The sequence below is a fragment of the Pseudomonas sp. Irchel s3h14 genome (assembly GCF_900187425.1).
Classification (GTDB): Bacteria; Pseudomonadota; Gammaproteobacteria; order Pseudomonadales; family Pseudomonadaceae; genus Aquipseudomonas.
Genome location: NZ_FYDJ01000007.1, coordinates 226660 through 250111 on the forward strand (window position 1 = coordinate 226660; position 23452 = coordinate 250111).

Consider the following 23452-nt stretch of genomic DNA (forward strand, 5'->3'; position numbering starts at 1 on the left):
GAGCATTTTGCTCGTGATAACGATCAATTTGCCATATTCGTTAAGTCGCGGCACTCAGGTAGTGTTTAAGGCGAAGCGATGGTTTTAACCAATAACAATGAAAGTAACGTTTTGCCGCTATCAGATGTTTACTGCCCTTAAATCCAACTACAAAATCTAGGGATGTACTTATGATTTCGCTAAGAAAGCTGTATTTGATAATACTGTTTGCGCTGTGCACGAATGTGGTGTCGGCCAAAGAGTACACAACCTTGCGATTTGGCGTGGATGCTAACTACGCGCCGTTTGAGTCCAAAGCGGCTGATGGCAGTCTCAAGGGATTTGATATTGATTTGGGTAATTCGATTTGCGCCAAACTTCAAGTCAAATGCATCTGGGTCGAGAGCGATTTTGACGGTCTGATCCCAGGCCTCAGAGCCGGTAAGTTCGACGGCATTCTCTCGTCCATGACAGTGACGCCCACGCGCGAAAAAGCCATCGATTTTTCAAACGAGCTGTTTTCCGGATTCACGTCCTACGTGTTCAAAAAAGGATCGGGCCTCAGCGCAGACGTGGCGTCACTCAAGGGTAAAACGGTCGGTTACTTTCAAGGCAGTATCCAGGAAGCCTACGCAAAAGCCGTTCTGGACAAAGCAGGCGTAAAAATTCAGTCCTATCAGAATCAGGATCAGGTGTATTACGACCTCGTAGCGGGACGGCTGGATGCATCCCTGCAGGACTCATTGCAGGCTCAGTTAGGTTTTATCAACTCGCCGCAGGGTGCCGATTACGAAATCAGCCCGTCCGTCGAGAGCCCTTATCTTCCCTCCAAAACAGCCATCGGCATAGCTAAGGGCAACGTAGAGCTCAAGGCATTGCTAGATAAAACGATCCAGGCCTTACACAAAGATGGCACCTACGATTCGATCCAGAAGCAGCATTTCGGTGATCTGAATCTTTACAGCGGCAAATAACCACCCGGCGCTCGTCCCCTGGACGGGCGCTTATCGCTATAGGTTGCTGATCATGTTCGAAACACTATTAGGCGTGCTGGGGCTCTCTGCATTCAGCCTGAAAGGATTCGGCCCTTTGCTGCTCGAAGGCGCCTGGATGACCGTCAAGCTGTCCCTTTCTTCCCTGGCGCTCAGCGTACTGCTGGGGCTGATTGGGGCAAGCGCCAAACTTTCCAGCCTCACGCTGCTGCGCTTGCTGGCGCAGCTCTACACCACACTGATTCGGGGGGTGCCGGATCTGGTGCTGATGTTATTGATTTTCTACAGCCTGCAAACCTGGCTGACCGTCATTACAGTGGCTCTGGGTTGGGAATACATCGAGATCAACCCCTTTGTCGCGGGGATTATCACCCTTGGATTCATCTACGGTGCTTATTTCACCGAAACCTTCCGCGGCGCCATGCTGGCAGTGCCCCGCGGCCAGGTCGAAGCGGCCACGGCTTATGGGTTAAGTCGCATTCAGCGTTTTCGCTTCGTGATGTTCCCGCAAATGATGCGATTCGCCTTGCCGGGTCTTGGCAACAACTGGATGGTGATTCTCAAAGCCACTGCTCTGGTGTCAATCATAGGCCTGGCTGACTTGGTGAAGGCCGCCCAGGATGCGGGAAAAAGTACCTACCAGTTGTTCTTTTTCCTGGTGCTGGCTGCTTTGACGTATCTGGTCATCACCAGCATCTCCAATTTTGTCCTGCGCTGCCTGGAACGGCACTACGCAGTGGGTTCACGGGAGGCGGTGCGATGATCGAACTTCTGCAGGAGTATTGGAGGTCTTTCGTCTACAGCGATGGTCAGCAGATAACCGGTCTGGCCATGACGTTGTGGTTGCTCAGCGCTTCACTTTTCATCGGCTTTATCGTGTCGATTCCACTGTCCATCGCTCGAGTGTCACCCCGGTTTTATGTGCGCTGGCCGGTGCAGTTTTACACCTACCTGTTCAGGGGGACACCGCTCTATATCCAGCTGCTGATCTGCTACACCGGGATCTACAGCCTGGCTGCAATACGTGCGCAGCCGGTGCTTGATGCGTTTTTTCGCGATGCAATGAATTGCACCATCCTGGCCTTCGCCCTGAATACATGCGCCTACACCACAGAGATATTTGCTGGCGCCATTCGCAACATCGCCCATGGTGAGGTTGAGGCAGCGAAAGCGTATGGCCTCTCAGGTTGGAAGCTCTACGCCTTTGTGATCATGCCCTCAGCATTGCGTCGCTCGCTGCCGTATTACAGCAACGAAGTCATCCTGATGCTGCACTCGACCACGGTGGCGTTCACCGCAACTGTGCCGGACATTCTTAAAGTCGCCCGCGACGCGAACTCCGCGACCTTTTTGACCTTTCAATCGTTTGGGATTGCGGCACTGATTTACCTGGCGGTGACCTTTGCACTGGTCGGCCTGTTTCGAATCGCCGAACGTCACTGGCTGGCTTTTCTTGGTCCTACTCACTGAGCTCAGTATCTGACACTGCTGCTCCAATCCGCGTTAGAGGATGATTGCAAACATGTACAAATTGACTGTTGACGGGCTACACAAAAGTTACGGTAGCCATGAAGTACTCAAGGGCGTTTCCCTGCAAGCCAAAACAGGCGACGTGATCAGCCTGATCGGCGCCAGTGGCTCTGGAAAGAGTACTTTCCTGCGCTGCATTAATTTTCTCGAAACACCCAACGACGTTGCCATGAGTCTGGATGGCAAACCGATCTGCATGGTTAAAAACCATATGGGGCTGTGCGTGGCTGATGACCGTGAACTGCAACGATTGCGCACCCGCCTGGCCATGGTGTTCCAGCACTTCAATCTGTGGGGCCACATGACCGTGTTGGACAACATCACCATTGCTCCGCGGCGGGTGCTGGGTGTCAGCAAAAAAGACGCGGAAGATCGTGCCCGGCGATACTTGGAAAAGGTGGGCCTGCCGGCCCGTGTTGCCGATCAATTTCCTGCGTTTCTCTCTGGTGGTCAACAGCAGCGGGTAGCTATTGCTCGCGCACTCGCGATGGAGCCTGAAGTCATGCTGTTCGACGAGCCTACATCGGCGCTGGATCCTGAGGTGGTGGGCGAAGTGCTGAAAGTCATCCAAGGGCTCGCAGAAGAAGGTCGGACCATGATCATGGTGACCCATGAAATGGGTTTTGCCCGCAAAGTCTCGAACCAACTGCTGTTTCTTCATCAGGGTCTTGTCGAAGAGCAGGGCGGGCCAGAAATTCTGGATAACCCGCGCAGCGAGCGTCTGCAACAATTTCTGTCCAATGGACTGAAGTGAAAAACCTTCCGTATGAATACTGGAATTAAAGCCCTGGGGACTTTTGAAACTTTGGGGTGTATCGACGAGGCAATCATTGATGTGCTGCGCCACAACGGGCGCATCACTTATAAAAAACTCGCCTCACTTGTGCACTTGAGTGAGAGCCCTTGCCAGCAACGTGTACGTAAGTTGGAAAGGCTAGGGGTCATTCGTGGTTACGGTGCCTTCATCGATGAGCACAAGCTTTCACCTGGTTTATCTCTGCTGGTGCTGGTTGGATTGGCTGATGGCAAGGGGCTCGCCGCGCAAAAGGCGTTTGAAGCCGTAGTTGGTGCTTGCCCGTAGGTCATTGAGTGCCAACTCATCAGTGGTGCGCTTGATTACTGTCTGCGGATGCGTTGCCGGGATATGGAGCATTTCCGCTCGCTCACTGAACGTTGGTTGGAGAGTACTGAACTGCATATCGAGAAACTGGCGGCCTATCCAGAGTTGGCCGTCATCAAGCACTCATCAACGCACCTTGGCAGCGAATAACAACTACAACACTCCCGGTCTTCGGATAAAACATGATGATTGCTAACCTGAAGTTCAGTCATAAGGTACTGCTTGCTGCATCGCTCGTTGTCGTCGCAGCGTTTTCCCTCCTTACGCTGTACAACGATTCGATCCAGCGCAAAACCATCCGCACGAACCTTGAAAACCACCTTGAAGAAATGAGCAAAATCACGGCGAGCAGCGTCCAGGCCTGGCTCTCTGGACGGATATTGTTGGTTGACCATATTGCTCAGACGGTTGCCAACGACCCGGCGGCGGACAGTGTTACGCGTCTGCTGGAGCAGAGGTCATTGCTATCGACGTTTACCTTCACCTATCTAGGCAGTCGTGATGGTAGTTTCGCCATACGGCCAAAGGACGACTTACCCGCTGACTACGACCCGCGAACCCGGCCTTGGTACGCGGACGCGATGACTGCTGGGGGAACCACATTGACTGAGCCCTACCTGGACGTTACTACCGGCCAGTTGATGATGACGATTGCGACGCCGGTAAGCCACGACGGCCAGACGCTTGGGGTGGTGGGAGGGGACCTGACACTGGATACATTGGCGAAGATCGTCAGCTCACTTGATCTAGGTGGAATCGGTTATGCCTTTTTAGTTAGCGCTGATGGCAAGGTGCTCGTCCATCCGGACAAAGATCTGGTGATGAAACATCTGAGTGATATCTACCCGCAAAACACACCGACTCTCAGTGCCCACATCAGTGAAACTGAACAAGAAGGGAAGCCTCGGATTTTGATGTTCGATCAAGGACTTGCCTTCGGTAAATTGGTATATCGGCTTGTCCATCGATAAAAACAAAGCCTACGAGGCGCTTGGTGATTTCCGGACCTCCGCTATTTTGGCGATGGTGACGGCAGTGTTCATCACGCTGCTTCTGCTGGGCATGCTTATTCGTGTGTTGATGCAGCCCTTGAGGCTGATGGGTAAAGCCATGCGAGATATTGCCCAGGGAGAGGGCGACCTTACTCGTCGATTGAACGTGCACTCGAAGGATGAATTCGGGGAGCTGGCCCACGATTTCAATCTTTTTGTGGAGCGTATCCAGCACTCGATACGCGAAGTTTCTTCTGCCACCGAGCATGTCAATGAAGTGGCCAAGCGAGTGATGCAGACCTCTAGCTCCTCCATGGCAAACTCAGACGACCAGGCCAATCGCACTAACAGCATTGCAGCAGCGATTAATGAGCTGGGTGCGGCGGCTCAGGAAATTGCGCGCAGTGCAGGTGATGCCTCGTTTCAAGCGTCGGATGCCCGCCTTCAGGCGGAGGGTGGGCGCCAGGTGGTGGCGCAGACGATCAATGCCATGGACAAGTTGTCAGGAAAAATCCGGACGTCGTGCAGCAATATCGAGGCGCTGAATAGCAAGGCGGAGAACATTGGACGGATCACTTGAAGTGATCAAGGGAATCTCCGAACAGACCAACCTGCTGGCACTCAATGCTGCCATCGAAGCCGCACGGGCAGGCGAGGCCGGTCGTGGTTTTGCCGTGGCAGCAGACGAAGTTCGTAGCCTGGCTTATCGCACTCAGACGTCAGCCCAGGAAATCCACACGATGATTGAAGAGCTTCAGGTGGGCGCCCGTGAGGCGGTATTCACTATGAACGAGAGCGAGCGTTACAGTCAGGACGGCATGATTATCGCCAACCAGGCTGGTGAGCGACTGGGTATTGTCAATCAGCGAATTGGTGAAATTGTATCAATCAGTCGGTGGCAACTGCTACCGAAGAGCAGACCTCCGTAATTGACTCGCTGAATATGGACATCGCCGAGATCAAATCCCTCAACCAGGAAGGCGTGGAGAATCTCCAGGCCCCCTTGCTTGCATGTGATGACCTTGAGCAACAAGCCAGCCGACTCAAGCATCTGGTGGATAGTTTCCGTACTTAAGTTGAATACATCGAACGCTGCTGATTATTAATAGATTTTCCTGCTCAGATGGAGCCCTAAGTTGTTGATGCTGAGGGCACTGCGGCATTGATAGCCACGCAGTGCCGTCCCGCAGGAACATGGGCAAGGGGACCCTGCGGGGAGGGCTGCGCGAAGTAAGGGGATTGCAGGCGTTATCAATGCTTCAGCTAGAGAGGGCGGGTATGCTCGCTTTGGTCAACCCGTTTAATCTCAAATTCATGCAGCGTTGCCCATTCCTTGCAACAGCATGATCTCAGCGATGATCGGTACCGGCGTCATCAGGTGAGTGCGCATCATGGTGCTCGCCCGTGGCGCATCGCGTGCCAGAATGGCTTCAACCAACGCGGCATGTTCCTTGCGCTTGAGCTTCAAGGCCTCTTCGGAGAAGACCGTCCGGGTCAGCCAAAGGTGGCGGTAGCGTTCGGCCTGGTCAAACAGATAACTGCGCGCCTGTAACAGGTGTTTTGAGCCACAACCGGCGGCGATAGCCGTGTGGAAGGCCTTGTGCCGTTCGTCCCAGACATCCAGGACCTGCTCTCGGGTTTTGACATCCATAACTTTCGAGAGGGTATGGGACTGGGCAAGGATCTGCGCCTCCCAGGCGTCGTCACCACGCTCGATAGCCAAGCCTACGATCATCGCCTCGAGGTTGGCGCGGGCATCGTAGATGTCCTGCATTTCCTGTAGCGACATGGGCGCGACCCGGTAGCCCTTCTGGCTGATCACCACTACCAGATGCTCGGCCACCAATTGCGACAGCGCCTCTCGCAGCGGGCCAACCCCCAAGTCATAACGCTCCTTGAGCCCGCTCATGAGGAGCTTCTCTCCGGGCTTGAAGACCCCGCGAATGATGTCCTGTTTGAGTCGCTCATACCCGCTGAATGCAGAGTTCTGCTTGGGGGTGAGGCTATCCAAAGGTACTGCTCCTGATATCGACAAGGTCCAATCATACCTAAACATCTGTCATACGAAAAATATAAGACGGAATGCTATTTTGTAGATCATATATAAAAATGTAGACATTCTAAATTTATGGCGATATTTTTGCTCTGCGCCTGATCCAGATCAATGCTGGAAGGGCTAATCCCTACCTCTGCCCAGGAACTGCCATGAACGCCTTTACTCAGATTCAGGACCTTGTGATGCCACTCCCATCGGAGACTAAGGGGTTCATCCTTACCCCTTCCAGCCAGTCGCCGCGGCTGCTTGAGCTGAAATTCACCAAGGAAACCGTCGACGCATTTGTCAAGGCGGTGGCCCAATGGCCGGTCCAGGCCCTGGAGTACAAGTCGTTCCTGCGTTTCCGGGTCGGTCAGATCCTTGACGAACTGTGCGAAGGCACTCTGCGCCCGGTATTGGTCAACACCATTCTGGACCGCGCCACCGGCGGCATGCTGATCACGCCTGAAGGTTTGAATGACGTGACCCAAGCCGATGAAATGGTCAAGTTCTCCTCGGCCGTCGCACACCTGATCGGTCGGTCCAACTTCGATGCCATGAGCGGACAGTTCTACGCGCGCTTCGCAGTGGTCAACACCGACAATTCCGACAGTTACCTGCGCCAGCCACACCGGGTCATGGAACTGCACAACGACGGCACCTTTGTTCAGGAACGTACCGACTACGTGCTGATGATGAAGATCGACGAGCAGAACATGGAAGGCGGCAACACCCTGCTGCTGCACCTGGACGACTGGGAAGACCTGAACCACTACTACACGCACCCGCTGGCCCGCCGTGAAATGCGCTTCACTGCGCCACCGAGTAAGAACGTGCGTGAAGACGTGTTCCACGCCGTGTTCGACAACGACGCCGAAGGCCGCCCGACCATGCGCTACATCGACCAGTTCGTGCAGCCCAAGGATTTCGAGGAGGGCATCTGGCTGACTGCCATGAGCGAATCCCTGGAAGGCAGCCAAAAGAAGGTTTCGATACCGGTGCCGGTCGGCAGCTTCGTGCTGGTCAACAACATGTTCTGGCTGCACGGCCGTGACCGTTTCACCGCCCACCCGGGCCTGCGTCGTGAGCTGATGCGCCAGCGCGGCTACATCAGCTACCAGAAAACGCTGTACCAACGCGGCCAATAAAGTTTGCCAAGAGCTGAAATGACGAGGGCCAGCACGTACGGCCCTTGTCGTGCTTCCAACAAAAACGTAACTCAGGTGGGTGCAAGCTAATGGCTGCGTACGACTTCATCATCATCGGTGGCGGCATTGTGGGTATGTCCACGGCCATGCAACTGATCCAGGTTTACCCGGACGCAAAAATCCTCCTGCTGGAGAAAGAGTCCGGCCCGGCCCAGCACCAGACCGGCCACAACAGTGGCGTGATCCATGCCGGCGTTTACTACACCCCCGGCAGTCTGAAGGCACGTTTCTGCCTGGAAGGGAACAAGGCCACTAAGGCCTTCTGCAACAAGCACAGCATCCATTACGACGAGTGCGGCAAGCTGCTGGTGGCCACCAACGAGCTGGAAATGCAGCGCATGAGTGCGCTTTGGGATCGCACCGAAGCTAACGGTCTGAGGCGTGGATGGCTGTCTGCGGCCGAGTTGCACGAGCGCGAGCCGAACATCATCGGCCTGGGCGGTATCTACGTGCCTTCGAGCGGCATCGTGAACTATGCCCAGGTCACCGCGGCCATGGCTCGTGAATTCGAAGCCGCCGGCGGCGAGATCCGCTACAACAGTGAAGTGGTCGCCATCGACGAGAGTCCCGATGAGGTGGTCGTCCGCACCGGCAGCCAGGAGCACCACGGGCGTTTCCTGATCACCTGCTCGGGCCTGATGGCCGACCGTGTGGTGCGCATGCTCGGGATCAAGCCCAACTTCATCATCTGCCCATTCCGTGGCGAGTACTATCTGTTGCCCAAGCAGCACAACCAGATCGTCAACCACCTGATCTACCCGATCCCGGATCCGTCCATGCCGTTCCTCGGCGTGCACCTGACCCGCATGATCGACGGCACCGTCACCGTCGGCCCCAACGCGGTGTTGGCCATGAAGCGCGAAGGCTATCTCAAGACCGATTTCTCGCTGTCGGACATGTTCGAAACCCTGACCACCCCGGGCATTCTCAAAGTATTGGTGAAGAACCTGCGCCCCGGCCTGATCGAGATGAAAAACTCGCTGTTCAAGGCTGGCTATCTCAAGCAGGTGCAGAAGTACTGCCCGAGCATCAACAAGAGCGATCTCACCGCCTACCCGGCCGGTGTTCGCGCCCAGGCGGTCTCGCTCGACGGCAAGTTGATCGACGACTTCCTGTTCGTCAACACCGCCCGTAGCGTCAGCGTCTGCAACGCCCCGTCGCCCGCCGCGACTTCCGCGATCCCGATCGGTGCATACATCGTCGACAAGGTCCGCGAGCAGCTCGCCAGCACCGGCGTCAGTTTTGTCACACCCGACAACTCCACTCGGACCGCCCCGATGGCGGCCTCCGTCGCAACCCGCTAACGAGGAATTTCGCGTGCAACTCAACGATCCGAAACTGTTCCGCCAGCAAGCCTATATCGACGGTGCCTGGGCAGACGCCGACAATGGCCAGACGCTTAAGGTCAACAACCCGGCCACCGGTGAAATCATCGGCAGTGTGCCGAAGATGGGCGCGACCGAAACCCGTCGTGCCATTGAAGCCGCCGACAAGGCGCTACCGGCCTGGCGTGCCCTGACCGCCAAGGATCGCGCCAACAAACTGCGCAAGTGGTTCGACCTGATGATGGCCAACCAGGAAGACCTGGCCCGCCTGATGACCCTGGAGCAAGGCAAGCCACTGACCGAGTCCCGTGGCGAAATCGCTTACGCCGCCTCCTTTCTGGAGTGGTTCGGCGAAGAGGCCAAGCGCGTGTATGGCGACATGATCCCCGGTCACCAGGTCGACAAGCGCCTGATGGTGCTCAAGCAGCCGATCGGTGTTACTGCCGCCATCACTCCGTGGAACTTCCCTTCGGCGATGATCACCCGCAAGGCCGGTCCGGCCCTGGCCGCCGGCTGCACCATGGTCCTCAAGCCGGCCTCGCAAACCCCTTACTCGGCCCTGGCCTTGGCGGAGCTGGCCGAGCGCGCCGGTATTCCGAAAGGTGTGTTCAGCGTGGTCACCGGCAGTGCCGGCGAAGTCGGCAGCGAGCTGACCGGTAACCCGCTCGTGCGCAAGCTGACCTTCACCGGTTCCACCGAAATCGGCCGTCAGTTGATGGTCGAGTGCGCCAAGGACATCAAGAAGGTCTCGTTGGAACTGGGTGGCAATGCCCCCTTCATTGTGTTCGATGACGCCGACCTGGACGCCGCCGTCGAGGGCGCGCTGGTCTCCAAGTACCGTAACAATGGCCAGACCTGCGTCTGTGCCAATCGCCTTTATATCCAGGATGGTGTCTACGATGCCTTCGCCGAAAAACTCACCGCGGCCGTGGCCAAGTTGAACATTGGTAATGGCCTGGAACACGGCATCACCACCGGCCCCCTGATCGACGCCAAAGCCATGGCCAAGGTCCAGGAGCACATCGACGATGCCGTGAGCAAAGGCGCTCGCGTGGTTGCCGGCGGCAAGCCGCATGCCTTGGGCGGGACCTTCTTCGAGCCGACTGTGCTGGTTGATGTACCGCGCAACGCCGCCGTTGCCAAGGAAGAAACTTTCGGCCCGCTGGCACCGCTGTTCCGCTTCAAGGATGAAGCCGATGTGATCGCCATGGCCAACGATACCGAATTCGGCCTGGCGTCCTACTTCTATGCCCGCGACCTGAGCCGTGTGTTTCGTGTGGGCGAAGCGCTGGAATACGGCATTGTCGGCATCAACACCGGGATCATCTCCAACGAAGTGGCGCCGTTCGGTGGCATCAAGGCCTCGGGTCTGGGGCGTGAAGGCTCCAAGTACGGCATTGAGGACTACTTGGAAATCAAATACCTCTGTATCGGCGTGTGATCACGGCGGACATTCATCAAGCGTCAAGAGGGGTGGAAATGAACCCCCACCAAAGCCTGTAACAACGCCATATGGCCGCCATTCCCCGGAGTTCCTTAACATGAATCACTCGTATCTTTCTCTCGCCGAAAAGGATGTTCAGCATCAACTGCACCCCTACACGGATGCGCGTCTGCACCAGGAAGTAGGCCCGCTGATCATTGAGCGTGGCGAGGGCATTTACGTCTATGACAACCAGGGCAAGCGTTATCTAGAAGCGATGTCGGGTCTTTGGAGTGTGGCGCTCGGTTTCAGTAATGAGCGCCTGATCAAGGCGGCAGAGCAACAGCTACGTAAACTGCCCTTTTATCACCTCTTCAGTCACAAGGCTCACACGCCCAGTATCGAATTGGCTGAGAAGCTGATCGAACTCGCCCCGGTGCCGATGAGCAAGGTCTTCTTCACTAACTCAGGCTCTGAAGCCAACGACACCGTCGTCAAGATGATCTGGTATCGCAACAATGCCATCGGCAAGCCTGGCAAAAAGAAGTTCATCAGCCGTCACAATGCGTATCACGGCATTACTGCTGTCAGCGCCAGTCTGACCGGGCTGCAGGTGAACCAGCGTGGCTTTGATGTGCCGCTGCCCGGCTTCTTTCACGTCGCCTGTCCGCACCACTATCGCAATGCCAAGCCTGGCGAGACCGATGAACAATTTGCTGATCGCCTGGCAACCGAACTGGAAAATGTCATCCTCCGAGAGGGCCCTGATACCGTAGCCGCTTTTTACGGCGAACCGCTGATGGGGGCGGGCGGCGTGATCGTGCCTCCGCGCACATATTGGGACAAGGTTCAAGCGGTGTGCCGCAAATATGACGTACTGGTCGTTGCGGATGAAGTGATTTGCGGCTTTGGTCGTACCGGTAAAATGTTTGGCTGCGAAACCTTCGGCATCAAGCCGGATGTCATGGTGGTTTCCAAGCAACTATCTTCTTCCTATCAACCGATCGCGGCAGTCCTGATCAACGATAAGGTCTTCGAGGGGATCGCCGATCAGAGCCACACCTTCGGTACTCTGGGCCATGGCTTCACCGGCAGCGGCCACCCGGTTGCGACTGCAGTTGCGCTGGAAAACATAAAGATCATCCAGGAAGATCGGCTTGTCGAGCGCGCCTGCGAGTTGGGCGAACAACTTCAGGCCGGACTGGCTCAATTTGCTGATCATCCGTTGGTAGGGGAGGTTAGGGGCTGTGGATTGATCGCTGCTGTGGAGCTCGTTGCGGATCGTCGGACAAAGGAGCCGATGGATACGGTTGGGAAGCTGGGGCGCTACCTGGCGGGACGTGCGCAGGAGTACGGCATGATCACAAGGGCGATGGGAGACTCGATCGCATTCTGCCCGCCGTTGATTTCCACGAAAGAAGAAATACAGCTCGTGGTTGATATTTTCAGCCGTGCACTCGACGACACAGACCGCTGGTTTGGACTGGGAGTCAACCAAAGCCTGTGGCATCAGTGGGAGGGCTACACGCACAACTCCTGATAGCGTTACTCGGCGTCATAAAGTCGTATCGGGCATCGGCGCGGCGCAGGGTACTGGTCGCGCCACGACCATCGTTTCGTGAGTAAAAAAATGATACTTCACGGATTGCCGGGAAAGATGCTCTTTATCTTCATGAAAAAGAGTTCGCTGTCCCGGTAGCCGTACACCATCCGTTTGATGACCATGATTTATTCCTTTCAATTGACCGGTGTGCATTGACCAACGAACCCGGCTCTCAATGCCTCTAGATAAACCTGTTGTTCCGGCTTCTTCAGGTTTCTGGATTGCGCAGCAGTAAACAGCGGGTTTGCTTGATAACCTAATACGGCTGGTTTGTTGTGATGCAGTCGATTGGTCTCGTCGGCTTGCACCAGATTGATCACTGCTCGGCCATATTTGATGACCACGTAGAAAAGGTTGTAGGCCGACCGTGCTTTCAGGCAATGCTGGCTAATCTCAAGGTCAAAAGCTGTATTCATGTCCACCGCAGCGGCCTCGATTTGAGCACAACCCTCGGGCTCCATTCTTTGAAAAATGATCTGACCGCGGCGCGGGTTTTAGACAGGTTCGACAAGCAGGAAACGTGTGGCATGAAGCGTCAAAGTTCTTGTTTCTGTCGTTCCCGGGCTTCGTGAAGAACCTCAGTGGCTGCGCGACCACCTGCGGCTACGGCAATGGCAGTCCTTCTAGTGGTGGTGTTCTTCCAGTGCTGCGGCGAGCGAGCACAGCCTTGCCAGGTCGGTTGAGTTGGTTCTTGTGCAATAGCCTGACGGGAAAGGCAGCTGGATGGAGGGGCGATTTTCAACGCATTAAAGTGGGCCTGCAATGGGGGGCTTTCGGTAGCGGAGTGCATGGCGACCTCCAGCCATCCATGGCAGGAGCTTTCATTCGACGGGATTCTCTATGAAGCGCATGGGTTGAGATTTGGTTCTTCAAACCAAGATGGAGTTTTGATCAAAACCTTGGTACAGGCCGCTCCACGACGCTCCAATATGACGATGTGTCGATAAGGCTCAGGACGCGTCCCTGTTCTTTGTCCAGGCTCAGGGGGCCTCGGATCAAATCACCGGCCAGCCAACTCGGTGTGTTAGCCGCCAGCACTCTACCTTCGGCGTTGAGTAACAACGCCTCGTTACTGACCCGCATAAGGCTGCGCACGAGCAAGGGTTCCAAGGAGTGCAGAGAAATATCGGCAGCAGCTACACCAATGAAGCGTTCTGCGAAAAAAATAGGAACCGAGAAGGCAACGATGTACTGCTCCGTGCCGTACAAATCCACGAACGGGCCGTCTATGGAGGGCTGCCGGGTTTGCTGGGGGCGGGTGTACCAAGGCATGTGCAGGTAATCGTAAAAACGGTCGCTACGACTATTAAAATTCAGTGTCAGAGGCTGGATCTCTTCTTTTTGGGTTCGGCACCACCACTCCAGATGCATCTCGCGATCTTCCAGCTCACCAGGAGCGAAGACAACTCCGGCACCATGAAACTTGAGGCTCTCTGAGTTCAGGATTTGTCGGATTATCGGCAGCAATGGCTTGAGGTCGCCTTGGCTGGGGCGCTTCGTTTTGCAACACTGATGTTCCCAAATGCTCAATACTTGGGCGCTCATATCGTTGAGCCCCTTGAATACGTTACTAATGGAAGCGTTGATCAACGTGGCACATTGGGACAACTCGTTTGCTGACATTTCGTTAGCCATGGCTCTACCTCATGACTCAGAGAAGACAATGCGGTGCCTGCAGTCGACGAGGCATGCGACGCCAAGCTGCATAGCGAGCGAGTATTTCAGCAAGTTTCGTTCCATTCATAAGTCGACTTCTGCCATTTGTTGTAGTCGTAGGGTGCTTAGGCGGCGAACGCCTCGTGTTACATGTGCTTCTGCCAGTGCGCCGGCCAGATTGGCGTCGTTCGCTACGATGGCTTCCAGGATAGCTCTATGTTCCCGTTCGACGGTCTGTGGATCCGGTTGACCGGCAAACGGCAGCCATAACAGTTCCCCAAGTTCCGCCTGCAAGCGCGCTTCGCTGTGAGTCAGGCGCACAGACTGCGCTGCCACGGCTATTTCGATATGGAATCTGGCGTCGGCTCGTCGGCGCTCTCGCCGCTCTTGAGCGTTGGCCAGAGCGTCGACAAAGCTGCTCAGTCTTGCATGTTGCTCAGGCCCGGCGCGCTGAGCCGCCAGTCGGGCGGCGGCGCCTGAAATGGCAGCGTGTTCATCGGCGAGGTCGCGCAGTTCAAGCGTGCTGATTTCACGTAGTTGATCGAACAGGGACTGATCTGAGGTTTGCGGCGCGGCGCAGATGAAGCTCCCGCCGCTGCGTCCGCGCCGGGTTTCAATAATGCCGCGCTCTCGCAAGACCGCCAGAGCGTCCCGCAGGGTGACCGTGGCAACGCCGAGTTGGGTGGCCAGGACACTTTCATTGGGGAGCTGTTCGCCTTCTGTGAACAAACCCAGATCGATCATTTCTATCAGGCGACGGGTAACAGACTCCGTTTTACCTTCTTGGTTAAGGCGTATGAGGCTTGAAGTAGGGCTCATGGTTGATTCATTCATGGGCGGCGCCGTTTTACGCCTGTGGCAATAGTCCGACGTAGCGTCAAGCGCGTCCGGATGTGTGTTTCTTTTAAAATTCTATTTCATATTTAATATTGTTTTTGTGCGTGTTCGTGTGGTGATTCTAGAGTTTTAACGCATAAAAAGTCAAAAAAATCACCTTCCATTCGCTTTTTTGGGGTTCTCATGGATTAAAAGATATGGTTCCATAGGTTTAAGGCGATTTGAGATCGCATCCATCCGAACCCAGGAGCACTTTTAACCATGAGTCAGTTGACCCGATCAGAGTGGGAAGCCAGAGCCAAGGCGCTGAGCATCGAAGGGCGAGCCTTTATCAACGGCAAATATGTGTCGGCCAGTTCAGGTGCAACCTTCGAGTGCATAAGTCCTATCGATGGGCGTGTGCTTGCCCTGGTCGCGAGTTGCGATGCGGCGGATGCCGATTTGGCGGTAGCCAGCGCCCGATCGGCGTTCGAGTCCGGTGTCTGGTCACGCCAAGCACCTGTAATGCGCAAGGCAGTGATGGTGCGTTTTTCCGAATTGTTGCAGGCCCATGCCGAAGAGCTAGCTCTGCTGGAAACATTGGACATGGGCAAGCCGATTTCCGATTCGCTGTCCGTCGACCTCCCGGGGACCATTGACAGTATTCGCTGGTGCGGTGAGGCAATCGACAAAATCTACGATGAGGTGGCAGCGACCTCGGTCGATCAGCTCGGGCTGGTTACCCGGGAGCCAGTTGGGGTGGTCGCTACTATCGTGCCGTGGAATTTCCCACTGATGATGGCGTCCTGGAAGTTGGGGCCAGCGTTGGCTGCCGGTAACTCGGTGATCCTCAAACCCTCGGAGCGTTCTCCGCTGACCGCTATCCGCATCGCACAGCTTGCTCTGGAGGCGGGTCTGCCAGCAGGTGTCCTCAATGTTCTGCCGGGCTATGGCCACACCGTGGGCAAGGCGTTGGCCTTGCACGGTGACGTTGATACCTTGGCGTTTACCGGGTCGACCCAAGTGGCCAAGCAATTACTGGTTTATGCGGGTGAGTCAAACATGAAACGGGTCTGGCTCGAGGCCGGCGGCAAGAGTCCCAACATTGTATTTGCCGATGCCCCTGATCTTCAGGTGGCGGCCGAAGCTGCAGCGGCAGCCATCTCCTTCAACCAGGGCGAGGTTTGCACCGCCGGTTCACGTTTGCTCGTGCAGGCGTCAATCAAGGAGCGTTTTGTGCCAATGGTTGTCGAGGCCATGAAGAACTGGAAGCCAGGGCATCCGCTCGACCCTGATACTAATGTCGGTGCACTGGTGGACAGCCGTCATCTGGATGGGGTGATGCAGTACATCGAAGAGGGTCAAGCGCAAGGTGCGCGGCTCTTGCTCGGGGGACGCGTTGCACGGGTAGAAGCCGGTGGCAGTTATGTAGAGCCAACCCTGTTCGACAACGTCAGCAACTCGATGAAAATCGCCCGAGAAGAAATATTCGGTCCCGTACTGTCAGTCATCGAATTCGACGAAGCAGAGGATGCTGTACGCATCGCCAATGACACCCCTTACGGTCTGGCCGCAGCTGTCTGGACGTCTGACCTGTCTCGAGCCCACAACATTTCCCGCGCACTTCGTGCCGGCAGTGTTTGGGTCAATCTCTATGACGGCGGTGACATGATGGCGCCGTTCGGCGGCTTTAAACAGTCCGGTAATGGCCGTGACAAATCCCTGCATGCCTTTGATAAGTACACCGAGATCAAGGCCACCTGGATACAACTCTGAGTCAACTCTGGTTAATCGCGCAACGGATGGGATAGCACCGTCCGATCAACGCCTATTAAAACAAATTCCTTTTTGAAGGATGTTGCAATGAACAGCTCAATTAGCTCCAAGGTAGCTGTAGATCAAGACGCGGAGCAACTCCGTGCTCTTGGGTACACCTCGAATTTCGAACGTAGTATGAGTCTGTGGCAGAACTTTGCCCTTGGGTTCACCTATCTGTCCCCGGTGGTAGGGGTCTACACCTTGTTCGGCCTGTGCTTGGCCGCCGGCGGGCCACCAATGTTCTGGTCCTACCTGCTGGTGGGGTTCGGCCAGATGCTGGTGTGTCTGATTTTTTGCGAAGTGGTATCTCAATACCCGATTTCCGGTGGCGTCTATCCTTGGGCCCGACGTCTGGTTGGCAAGAAGTGGGCATGGATGGTCGGGTGGATTTATGCCATCTCCCTATGTGTCACCATTGCCGCCGTCGCGCTGGGGGCTGGCCCCTATATCGCAAACCTTCTAGGTTTCGAGTCGTCGCCGGTGACTAACACGTTGGTCGCGCTATTTCTGACGGCCACGGCGACGGTCTTGAATCTCAGTGGTACCAAGCTATTGGCACGGGTGGCGATGTTCGGTTTTCTCTGCGAACTGGTCGGGGCTTTGTTGATCGGTGGATACCTGTTGATCTTCGAGCGCCACCAGCCTTTGAGCGTATTGTTCAATACTTTTGATATTTCCATTGATGGGGCCTATTGGCCTGCGTTTCTCACGGCCTCATTGGCGGGGATGTTTCTCTACTACGGCTTTGAAGCTTGCGGCGATGTTGCCGAGGAAACCCCAAATCCTAGCCGCCAGGTTCCAAAGGCGATGCGGATGACTATCTGGATCGGCGGCGCTGCCTCGATCTTTGCGGCCCTGGCGTTGATCCTTGCAGTTCCAGATATGGCTGCGGTCATTTCCGGGCAAGACAAAGACCCGATGTCGACCATATTCGGTAGCGCCTTCGGTCCTCTGGGCTCTCGGGTAGTCATGGCGGTCATTACGGTTTCGTTCGTTTCCTGCGTGCTGAGTTTGCAGGCATCCGCCAGTCGTCTGCTCTATGCCTATGCTCGAGACGAAATGCTCATGGGCAGTAATGTGCTGAAAAAGCTCTCGCCTACGACGCACGTCCCGACCGCAGCCCTGGTGGTGTGTGGCGTGCTGCCGGCGATCATTGTGTGTGTCGGCTTCTACCTTCAGAACGCTATTGCGCTGGTGGTGAGCTTTGCCGCCATCGGTATCTACCTGGCGTTCCAGATGATTGTTGGCGGTGCGCTGTACGCCCGTATCCGTGGTTGGAAACCCAAGGGCCAGTTCACCATGGGACGGTGGGGTTGGGTAGTGAACATCGCTGCCCTTTGCTACGGCATGTTCGCGATCATCAATATGTCCTGGCCGCGTACACCGGATGCGCCTTGGTATGTGAACTACGGCATCGCACTTGTCGGTGCCATTGTCATCCTTGTAGGTGTCCTGTACATGACCCTATTTCGTCCTTATGAAAAGGGCAAAGCCCCAGCTTCGGATGCCTGGAAAAACCGCTAATTGACATCAATGTCTGCCGCCAAGCGCGGCAGGCAAACCGATCTTCTAACAATAAGGTTGAAGGCTATGACGTCTCGAATCCACTCACTACTGTTCGGGCTGTTTCTGGTTCTGGCCAGTCATGCAAGTTTTGCGGCAAGCCAAAACGATACCATCGGCGTGATTCATGACTATATGAAGGCTTGGAATGCCCATAATGCGGATGCTGCGGCCGAGTACTTTTCTGATAACGTTGAGTTTCTCGACGCCTCGGTGGGCACACCTCAAGTTGGCCGCGAAAACGCCAAGTCCCAAGTAATTCAAGTGTTCATGCAGGCGGTGCCGGATCTGCAATGGAAAATGTTCGGCGAGCCGATTGTCAATGGCGAAAGCATTGCCTTTGAGTGGGAGTTCATTGGTACCAATACCGGTTCCTGGAGTGCCGAGACCCCAGCCACTCAGCGCCCCCTCAGCTTTAAGGGTGTTAGTTTCATACACCTCAAGAACGGCAAAATTCTCACGCAGCATGACTACTACGACGCCCTTGGTTTTAACAAGCAACTGGGCTGGTAACGGGTTATTACAGTTTGCCCACAGGTGTATGGCATGTTTGAACGGCTGGAACAATTCCGCAACCTGGCGACCCAATTGCAGTGTATTTCAATCTCGATTCATCCCTCGAGTGAGCTGAGATGGCGCTCCGCGTTCCCTAACTTTTCGGTGCTCCAGTGCTGACGATGGGCAAAGGGAAACAAGCGGTGGACGGCATGGTCGTTTGGGTAGTTATTTGCAGACACTCGGCGCTAGTATTCCGGTATACGCACTGCATGCGCGATTGTCCGCCCTGATACGACGGCCGATTTTGCCGGAACACTTGTAGCGGCTGCATGGCACAAGTGGATGGCTTTGTGGCATATAGCGACTCAGGCCTATCGACATACCTAACCACCAGCCCATGAGTTCTAACCTTACCCAACGTTCAAGGAGGGCGCCCGTCAAGTTTGGTTATTTGTGGTAAATGCGGACCCTGTTCATGGCGCCGGCACTACGCCGCGCGCCATGAACGAAGATCGAAGCCTTATTCGACTGCCGCAGTCTCGGCCACACGTTGAACCGTGGCCGGTTTCAACGGCGTCTCGGGCAACGTCTCTGGCGTGTTCAGGTCACGGGCAAAGGTCCTGTCGTTTTCGCCACGGAAAAAGTTCTTGCCGTAGATCAGCAAGCACAACACCACGCCGATGGCGAATGCCCAGCTCGCGCCCTTGATTGCCAGCACCGCGCCGATCACCCCGGCGATACCCAGGTCACGCTGGCTTCGCGCTTCCAGGATGCCCAGACGCACGCTGACATAACCTTGGATCAGCAGGGTCAGGGACAGCGCGACGCCCAGAATCGGTTGCACCAAGGTTACCACTGGCAACAGCAGCAGCCCGGTATTGGTCCCCCAGCGGAATGAACCGACACCGCCAATGATCGAACCCATTGCCTTCGGCCCACCCTTGAAACGTTCGATAATCACCACCAGCATGGCTGCCCACTTCGGTCCGCACATGGCGACGTCGGGGCCGAAGATGCTCATGATGGCGTTGCGTCCGCCGAAGATCAGGTGCGCGCGGTCCGGGTTGTAGTCGATTTTCTGGTCGGGTCGGATCTGTTCAGCTTCGTCCAGCAGTACCTTAGCACTGAGCACGTCGCCGAACACGATGATGTACACCGCCAGCACCGTTGGAATTGCCGAGATGAACATCGATAAAGGCGGCATGCCGAGACCGAACACCGTGTAGTGGGTCCACAAACCAATGAAGTCCGGTTGGCTGATGCCCCATTGAATGGTCGGCCACGGCGCCTCGTTGAACAGCGGAGCGATGACCACCGCCAGCAGGACAATCGGCAGGATGCCGAGCTTGGCGAAATTCCACCAGAACGCGTTCTTTTGCTTGAGTACCTGGAAGTGCTGGGAAAAAATCAGGTAGAACGCCAGGCCCACCGCGATGGAGATCGTCCATGGGAACGCGTCAAACTTGCCGCCCACCTGAAACACCGCGATCACGGCACTCAGGCCCGCGCCGACGATGATCCCGGATTTCATGGCCGCCGGTATGTAGGTGAACACACGTTTCGCCATCCCCGTGGCCCCCAGCGCAATGGAGAACACGCCGAGCATCAATTGAAACGCAATCAAGGCATGGACACGTTCCGGGCCCACCGGAAAGGTTGCGCAATAGGCCATCAACAGCGGCACCGCCGGGGTGATCCAGCCCGGTACGGTCGGGTCGCCGAGCAAGTGGTGGGTGAGGTACAGCAAGCCGTTGAGCATGACCACTGCCAGTGCCACTTCGAATGGCATCCCGAGCAATTCGGTCATCAGCGGGATCGCCGCCAGGTCGACTGCGCACATCAGCAAACCTTGCAGGTAGTCCGGCAACTCGAATTTGTAGTGGATAAACGGCAAGCGCACCTTGAACGGGCCAAGGGCAATGTACGGACTTTCGTATCGTGATTCAGGGGAACTGGACATAGGCTGCACCTGTTTTATTGATCTTGTAGGGTGAGCGCTCGATGAGTCATCGAGCGCTGAACGGTTTGAGGGCGCCAATCAAAACGCCGAGCGATAGATTTTCTCGATATCGACGGCGCTCAGGCGGCGCGGGTTGTTGCGCATCAGGCGCTCGATCTTGCTGGCCTCTTCGGCCATGGCCGGGATGGCGTCCTCAGGAACGTCAAAGGCGCGCAGGCTTTTGGGAATCTCCACCGCCTCACACAGATCGGCCATGGCCTGCACAGTGGCATCGGCGGCTTGCGGGTCGCTCAGGTGGGACACGCGCAGGCCCATCGCTTCGGCGATATCACGGAAGCGCTCGACACAAGCCAACTTGTTCCACTGCATCACGTGCGGCAGTAGCAAGGCATTGCTCACGCCATGGGCGATGTTGAAGCGACCGCCCAACGGGTAGGCCAACGCATGCACCGCGCCGACGCCGGCATTGCCAAAGGCCATGCCGCCCATGAGGCTGCCGGTGGCCATGTCTTCGCGAGCTTGCAGGTCGGCCGGGTTGGCATAAGCCTTGGGCAGGGCCTTGGCGATCAATTTGATGGCGCCCAGTGCCAGTGCGTCGGTGATCGGCGAGCGATTGACCGACAGATAAGCTTCGATGGCGTGAACCAGGGCATCCACGCCACTGGCGGCGGTGACGCTGCGCGGACAGGTCAGGGTCATGGCCGGGCTGACCAGGGCGACATCCGGCAGCAGGTAGTCGCTGACGATGCCCTTTTTCAGTTGCGCTTGCTTGTCGGAAAAGATCGCGACGCTAGTCACTTCCGAGCCGGTGCCAGCGGTGGTCGGAATGGCGATGAGGGCAGGGCCCTTTTGCTTGACCAGGTCGACGCCGAACAAGTCGGCCAACGGGCCGTCATGCCCGGCGAAGGCCGCGACGCCTTTGGCGATGTCAATGGCGCTGCCGCCTCCGAGGCCGATCAGGCCGTCATAGCCGCCTTCGTGGAATGCGCGGGTGCAGTCTTCAACGATGGCGATTTCGGGTTCAGGCTTGACCTGATCAAAGATGCCGTAACGCCGACCTCCCAGTTGCGCAAGGGCAAGGTCCACCGTGCCGGACTTGACCAGCACCACATCAGTGACGATGAGCGGAAAGTTGATATTCAGGCGGGTGAGTTCAACGGATAGCTGCTCGATGGCGGCTTCTCCGGTAATCAGTCGATTGGCGATTTTGAATGCTGAGACAGTCATCGGCTCGTCCTATGTAGTTGTTGTTTGTGCAAGGGCGTGTCAACCGGACATAGCGAATGGCGTGCCAGAATGCGCAAAGCCCCGGATGGCGGGGCTTTGCGGGAAAAAGGCGGGATTAATGCAGGGGAGTTGCGATCAGTATCCTGATCGCCTGGGGGCTGTTTTATCCAAATACTAATCAAACGTTGTCAGTCAGAGTGTTCCCAGCGTTTCATTTTTTGCACCACGGTGGCCTGGCTCACACCCAAGGCCTTCGCCGCCAGGCGAGTGGTCTTGTGCAAGCGCAGTGCCGCGCGAATCGCTGTGCGTTCGGCGTTCTCGACAATCTTGCGCAGTGGCAGGCGGCCCTGGTCGGTGTCCTGCGGGCTGAGGTTGAGTATCTCTTCGGGCAGATCCAGCGCCTCGATGGTGTCGCCCAGGGTGGTCACCACCAGCCGCTCCACCACGTTGATCAACTCACGGATATTGCCTGGCCAGGCGTACTCACACAGCAGGTCGAGCGCTTCCAGGCTCCACTGCACCTGGCGTGCGTAACGGCTGTTGTAGGTCTCCAGGTAAAAATGCAACAGCGCGGGGATTTCCTCACTCCGCTCGCGCAGGGCGGGAATGTGGATGGGGACGACGTTGAGTCGGTAGTACAGGTCCGCGCGGAACAGCCCCTGTGCCACCCGCTGTTTGAGGTCATGATGGGTGGCGCTGATGATGCGCACGTCCACTTCCTTGAGCTCCAGCCCGCCAACCGGAATGAAGCGATTTTCTTCGATCACCTTTAGCAACTTGACCTGGACCGCCAACGGCAGATCGCCAATTTCGTCCAGAAACAACGTGCCGTGGTGGGCCAGTTCGAGCAGACCACGCTTGCCTTTTGGCCCGGCGCCGGTAAAGGCACCGGGGGCATAGCCAAACAGTTCGGCCTCAATGAGGTTTTCCGGCAGTGCACCGCAATTGAGTGCCAGAAACGGCTCCTTGGCCCGGGGGCCGGCATTGTGGATGTATTGCGCGACCAGGGTCTTGCCGACACCTGTTTCGCCTAGCAGCAGCACTTTCACCGAGCTGCTGGCCACCTGGCGCGCCAGGGCGAAGACCCGGCCGGAAACTTTTTGGTCCGCCACGGGCAGGGAGTTCAACAGTTCGTCGCGTTGACCGGCATGCAATTGCGCGGTGCTGTTGCGCAGTTGTTTGAGCTGATGCAGTTCGTCACGCTCATGCTTCATGCGCAGTAACTCGGTCATGTCACGTACGGTGCTGACCACGTAACGGATGCGTTTGGCGCTGTCGAAGATCGGTGTTGCGCTGACCAACAGCTTTTTCCCGTGACTCACGCTCTGCATTACCGAAACGGGCAAGCCTTCGCGTAAAACCCGCAGGGTGGCGGACTGAGAGATCGTCCCTTCATTGACCAGCACTTGCATGGAGCGCCCCACCAGTTCGGCACTGTTGAGGCCGGTCAAGCGTTCGTAGGCCTTGTTGACCTTGAGTGTGTTGCCATCGCCATCGGTGATGTAGACGCCGTCGTGCAGGGCGTCCAACAGTTCTTCGAAACTTTCGTCATTGACGTTCATGCAGGAATCCAGGACAGCATAGTGGGGTGTTTAAAGCGCTAGCTTAATGCGTCACCCCGGTTTTGTTCGATCGATCGCTGCGGTTTTTCAGCCAGGCCGCCACCGAAGCGGTGGAAGACGCCATCCAGATGGTAATTCTACTGAG

Annotated in this window: 18 protein-coding genes and 2 pseudogenes; 13 read left to right on the forward strand and 7 right to left on the reverse strand. The window is 56.3% G+C overall.

Going from position 1 to position 23452, the window contains the following annotated elements; genetic code table 11:
- Positions 1–170: 170 nt before the first annotated feature.
- From CKW16_RS16360 to CKW16_RS16385, 6 genes and pseudogenes are all read left to right on the forward strand, one after another.
- Complete coding sequence (locus CKW16_RS16360; RefSeq protein ID WP_095129284.1) at positions 171–953, forward strand: transporter substrate-binding domain-containing protein; 783 nt, start codon at positions 171–173, stop codon at positions 951–953.
- A gap of 52 nt (positions 954–1005) precedes the next feature.
- Positions 1006–1734 carry an ABC transporter permease gene (locus tag CKW16_RS16365; protein WP_095129285.1) on the forward strand — a complete coding sequence of 243 codons (729 nt, stop codon included), beginning with the start codon at positions 1006–1008 and terminating at the stop codon, positions 1732–1734.
- Positions 1731–2441: an ABC transporter permease gene (locus tag CKW16_RS16370; protein WP_007896174.1), complete on the forward strand. Its 711-nt coding sequence runs from the start codon at positions 1731–1733 to the stop codon at positions 2439–2441. The genes CKW16_RS16365 and CKW16_RS16370 overlap by 4 nt, the downstream gene beginning before the upstream one ends.
- A gap of 52 nt (positions 2442–2493) precedes the next feature.
- A complete protein-coding gene (locus tag CKW16_RS16375; protein ID WP_095129286.1) occupies positions 2494–3255 on the forward strand; it encodes an ABC transporter ATP-binding protein in 762 nt (253 codons plus the stop codon).
- Positions 3256–3267: 12 nt separating this feature from the next.
- Positions 3268–3771 (forward strand): annotated as a pseudogene (locus CKW16_RS16380) (Lrp/AsnC family transcriptional regulator).
- Between the two features lie 35 nt (positions 3772–3806).
- A pseudogene (locus CKW16_RS16385) lies at positions 3807–5688 on the forward strand (methyl-accepting chemotaxis protein).
- A 237-nt stretch (positions 5689–5925) separates the two neighbouring features.
- On the opposite strand, the gene csiR reads toward CKW16_RS16385, so the two are convergent.
- Positions 5926–6624, reverse strand: a complete 699-nt coding sequence (gene csiR / locus CKW16_RS16390) for a DNA-binding transcriptional regulator CsiR (protein WP_256580501.1) — start codon at positions 6622–6624, stop codon at positions 5926–5928.
- A 194-nt stretch (positions 6625–6818) separates the two neighbouring features.
- Between csiR and glaH the strand changes: the two genes are divergently transcribed.
- The 4 genes from glaH to CKW16_RS16410 all read left to right on the forward strand — a co-directional run bounded on the left by glaH (position 6819) and on the right by CKW16_RS16410 (position 12144).
- A complete protein-coding gene (glaH, locus tag CKW16_RS16395; RefSeq protein WP_095129288.1) occupies positions 6819–7796 on the forward strand; it encodes a glutarate dioxygenase GlaH in 978 nt (325 codons plus the stop codon).
- 89 nt (positions 7797–7885) lie between these two features.
- Complete coding sequence (lhgO, locus tag CKW16_RS16400) at positions 7886–9160, forward strand: L-2-hydroxyglutarate oxidase (protein ID WP_095129289.1); 1275 nt, start codon at positions 7886–7888, stop codon at positions 9158–9160.
- 13 nt (positions 9161–9173) lie between these two features.
- Complete coding sequence (gabD, locus tag CKW16_RS16405; protein WP_095129290.1) at positions 9174–10622, forward strand: NADP-dependent succinate-semialdehyde dehydrogenase; 1449 nt, start codon at positions 9174–9176, stop codon at positions 10620–10622.
- Positions 10623–10722: 100 nt separating this feature from the next.
- The gene (locus CKW16_RS16410; RefSeq protein WP_095129291.1) at positions 10723–12144 is read left to right on the forward strand and encodes an aspartate aminotransferase family protein; all 1422 of its coding nucleotides are present in this window, start codon (positions 10723–10725) and stop codon (positions 12142–12144) included.
- Between the two features lie 197 nt (positions 12145–12341).
- On the opposite strand, the gene CKW16_RS32610 is transcribed toward CKW16_RS16410, so the two are convergent.
- The 3 genes from CKW16_RS32610 to CKW16_RS16425 all read right to left on the reverse strand — a co-directional run bounded on the left by CKW16_RS32610 (position 12342) and on the right by CKW16_RS16425 (position 14682).
- Positions 12342–12623, reverse strand: coding sequence for a hypothetical protein (locus CKW16_RS32610; RefSeq protein WP_256580503.1), 282 nt, complete (start codon positions 12621–12623; stop codon positions 12342–12344).
- Between the two features lie 475 nt (positions 12624–13098).
- Complete coding sequence (locus CKW16_RS16420; protein WP_095129292.1) at positions 13099–13842, reverse strand: cache domain-containing protein; 744 nt, start codon at positions 13840–13842, stop codon at positions 13099–13101.
- Between the two features lie 105 nt (positions 13843–13947).
- Positions 13948–14682, reverse strand: a complete 735-nt coding sequence (locus CKW16_RS16425) for a FadR/GntR family transcriptional regulator (RefSeq protein ID WP_095129293.1) — start codon at positions 14680–14682, stop codon at positions 13948–13950.
- A 279-nt stretch (positions 14683–14961) separates the two neighbouring features.
- On the opposite strand from CKW16_RS16425, the gene CKW16_RS16430 reads away from it, so the two are divergent.
- The 3 genes from CKW16_RS16430 (at position 14962) to CKW16_RS16440 (ending at position 18573) form a co-directional block, all read left to right on the forward strand.
- On the forward strand, positions 14962–16455 hold the full coding sequence (locus CKW16_RS16430) for an aldehyde dehydrogenase (protein ID WP_095129294.1): 1494 nt from the start codon (positions 14962–14964) through the stop codon (positions 16453–16455).
- A gap of 87 nt (positions 16456–16542) precedes the next feature.
- Entirely contained in the window at positions 16543–18021 is a 1479-nt protein-coding gene (locus CKW16_RS16435; protein WP_095129295.1) for an APC family permease, read from the forward strand.
- A gap of 66 nt (positions 18022–18087) precedes the next feature.
- Positions 18088–18573: an ester cyclase gene (locus CKW16_RS16440; protein WP_095129296.1), complete on the forward strand. Its 486-nt coding sequence runs from the start codon at positions 18088–18090 to the stop codon at positions 18571–18573.
- A 505-nt stretch (positions 18574–19078) separates the two neighbouring features.
- Here the strand turns inward: CKW16_RS16440 and CKW16_RS16445 are convergent.
- The 3 genes from CKW16_RS16445 to CKW16_RS16455 form a co-directional block, all read right to left on the reverse strand.
- A complete protein-coding gene (locus CKW16_RS16445) occupies positions 19079–20518 on the reverse strand; it encodes a hypothetical protein (protein WP_256580505.1) in 1440 nt (479 codons plus the stop codon).
- Between the two features lie 78 nt (positions 20519–20596).
- A complete protein-coding gene (locus CKW16_RS16450; protein ID WP_095129297.1) occupies positions 20597–21745 on the reverse strand; it encodes an iron-containing alcohol dehydrogenase in 1149 nt (382 codons plus the stop codon).
- Between the two features lie 188 nt (positions 21746–21933).
- Positions 21934–23307, reverse strand: a complete 1374-nt coding sequence (locus CKW16_RS16455) for a sigma-54-dependent Fis family transcriptional regulator (protein ID WP_095129298.1) — start codon at positions 23305–23307, stop codon at positions 21934–21936.
- Positions 23308–23452 lie beyond the last annotated feature (145 nt).

What these genes read in the sequence shown, in the direction of transcription:
- CKW16_RS32610 (WP_256580503.1), bottom strand. Translation starts at nt 12,623, where the DNA reads ATGAATACAGCTTTTGACCTTGAGATTAGCCAGCATTGCCTGAAAGCA.
- CKW16_RS16375 (WP_095129286.1), top strand. Translation starts at nt 2,494, where the DNA reads ATGTACAAATTGACTGTTGACGGGCTACACAAAAGTTACGGTAGCCAT.
- CKW16_RS16365 (WP_095129285.1), top strand. Translation starts at nt 1,006, where the DNA reads ATGTTCGAAACACTATTAGGCGTGCTGGGGCTCTCTGCATTCAGCCTG.
- CKW16_RS16410 (WP_095129291.1), top strand. Translation starts at nt 10,723, where the DNA reads ATGAATCACTCGTATCTTTCTCTCGCCGAAAAGGATGTTCAGCATCAA.
- CKW16_RS16450 (WP_095129297.1), bottom strand. Translation starts at nt 21,745, where the DNA reads ATGACTGTCTCAGCATTCAAAATCGCCAATCGACTGATTACCGGAGAA.
- CKW16_RS16420 (WP_095129292.1), bottom strand. Translation starts at nt 13,842, where the DNA reads ATGGCTAACGAAATGTCAGCAAACGAGTTGTCCCAATGTGCCACGTTG.
- CKW16_RS16360 (WP_095129284.1), top strand. Translation starts at nt 171, where the DNA reads ATGATTTCGCTAAGAAAGCTGTATTTGATAATACTGTTTGCGCTGTGC.
- CKW16_RS16455 (WP_095129298.1), bottom strand. Translation starts at nt 23,307, where the DNA reads ATGAACGTCAATGACGAAAGTTTCGAAGAACTGTTGGACGCCCTGCAC.
- CKW16_RS16430 (WP_095129294.1), top strand. Translation starts at nt 14,962, where the DNA reads ATGAGTCAGTTGACCCGATCAGAGTGGGAAGCCAGAGCCAAGGCGCTG.
- CKW16_RS16425 (WP_095129293.1), bottom strand. Translation starts at nt 14,682, where the DNA reads ATGAGCCCTACTTCAAGCCTCATACGCCTTAACCAAGAAGGTAAAACG.
- CKW16_RS16445 (WP_256580505.1), bottom strand. Translation starts at nt 20,518, where the DNA reads ATGTCCAGTTCCCCTGAATCACGATACGAAAGTCCGTACATTGCCCTT.
- CKW16_RS16435 (WP_095129295.1), top strand. Translation starts at nt 16,543, where the DNA reads ATGAACAGCTCAATTAGCTCCAAGGTAGCTGTAGATCAAGACGCGGAG.
- CKW16_RS16370 (WP_007896174.1), top strand. Translation starts at nt 1,731, where the DNA reads ATGATCGAACTTCTGCAGGAGTATTGGAGGTCTTTCGTCTACAGCGAT.
- glaH (WP_095129288.1), top strand. Translation starts at nt 6,819, where the DNA reads ATGAACGCCTTTACTCAGATTCAGGACCTTGTGATGCCACTCCCATCG.
- CKW16_RS16440 (WP_095129296.1), top strand. Translation starts at nt 18,088, where the DNA reads ATGACGTCTCGAATCCACTCACTACTGTTCGGGCTGTTTCTGGTTCTG.
- lhgO (WP_095129289.1), top strand. Translation starts at nt 7,886, where the DNA reads ATGGCTGCGTACGACTTCATCATCATCGGTGGCGGCATTGTGGGTATG.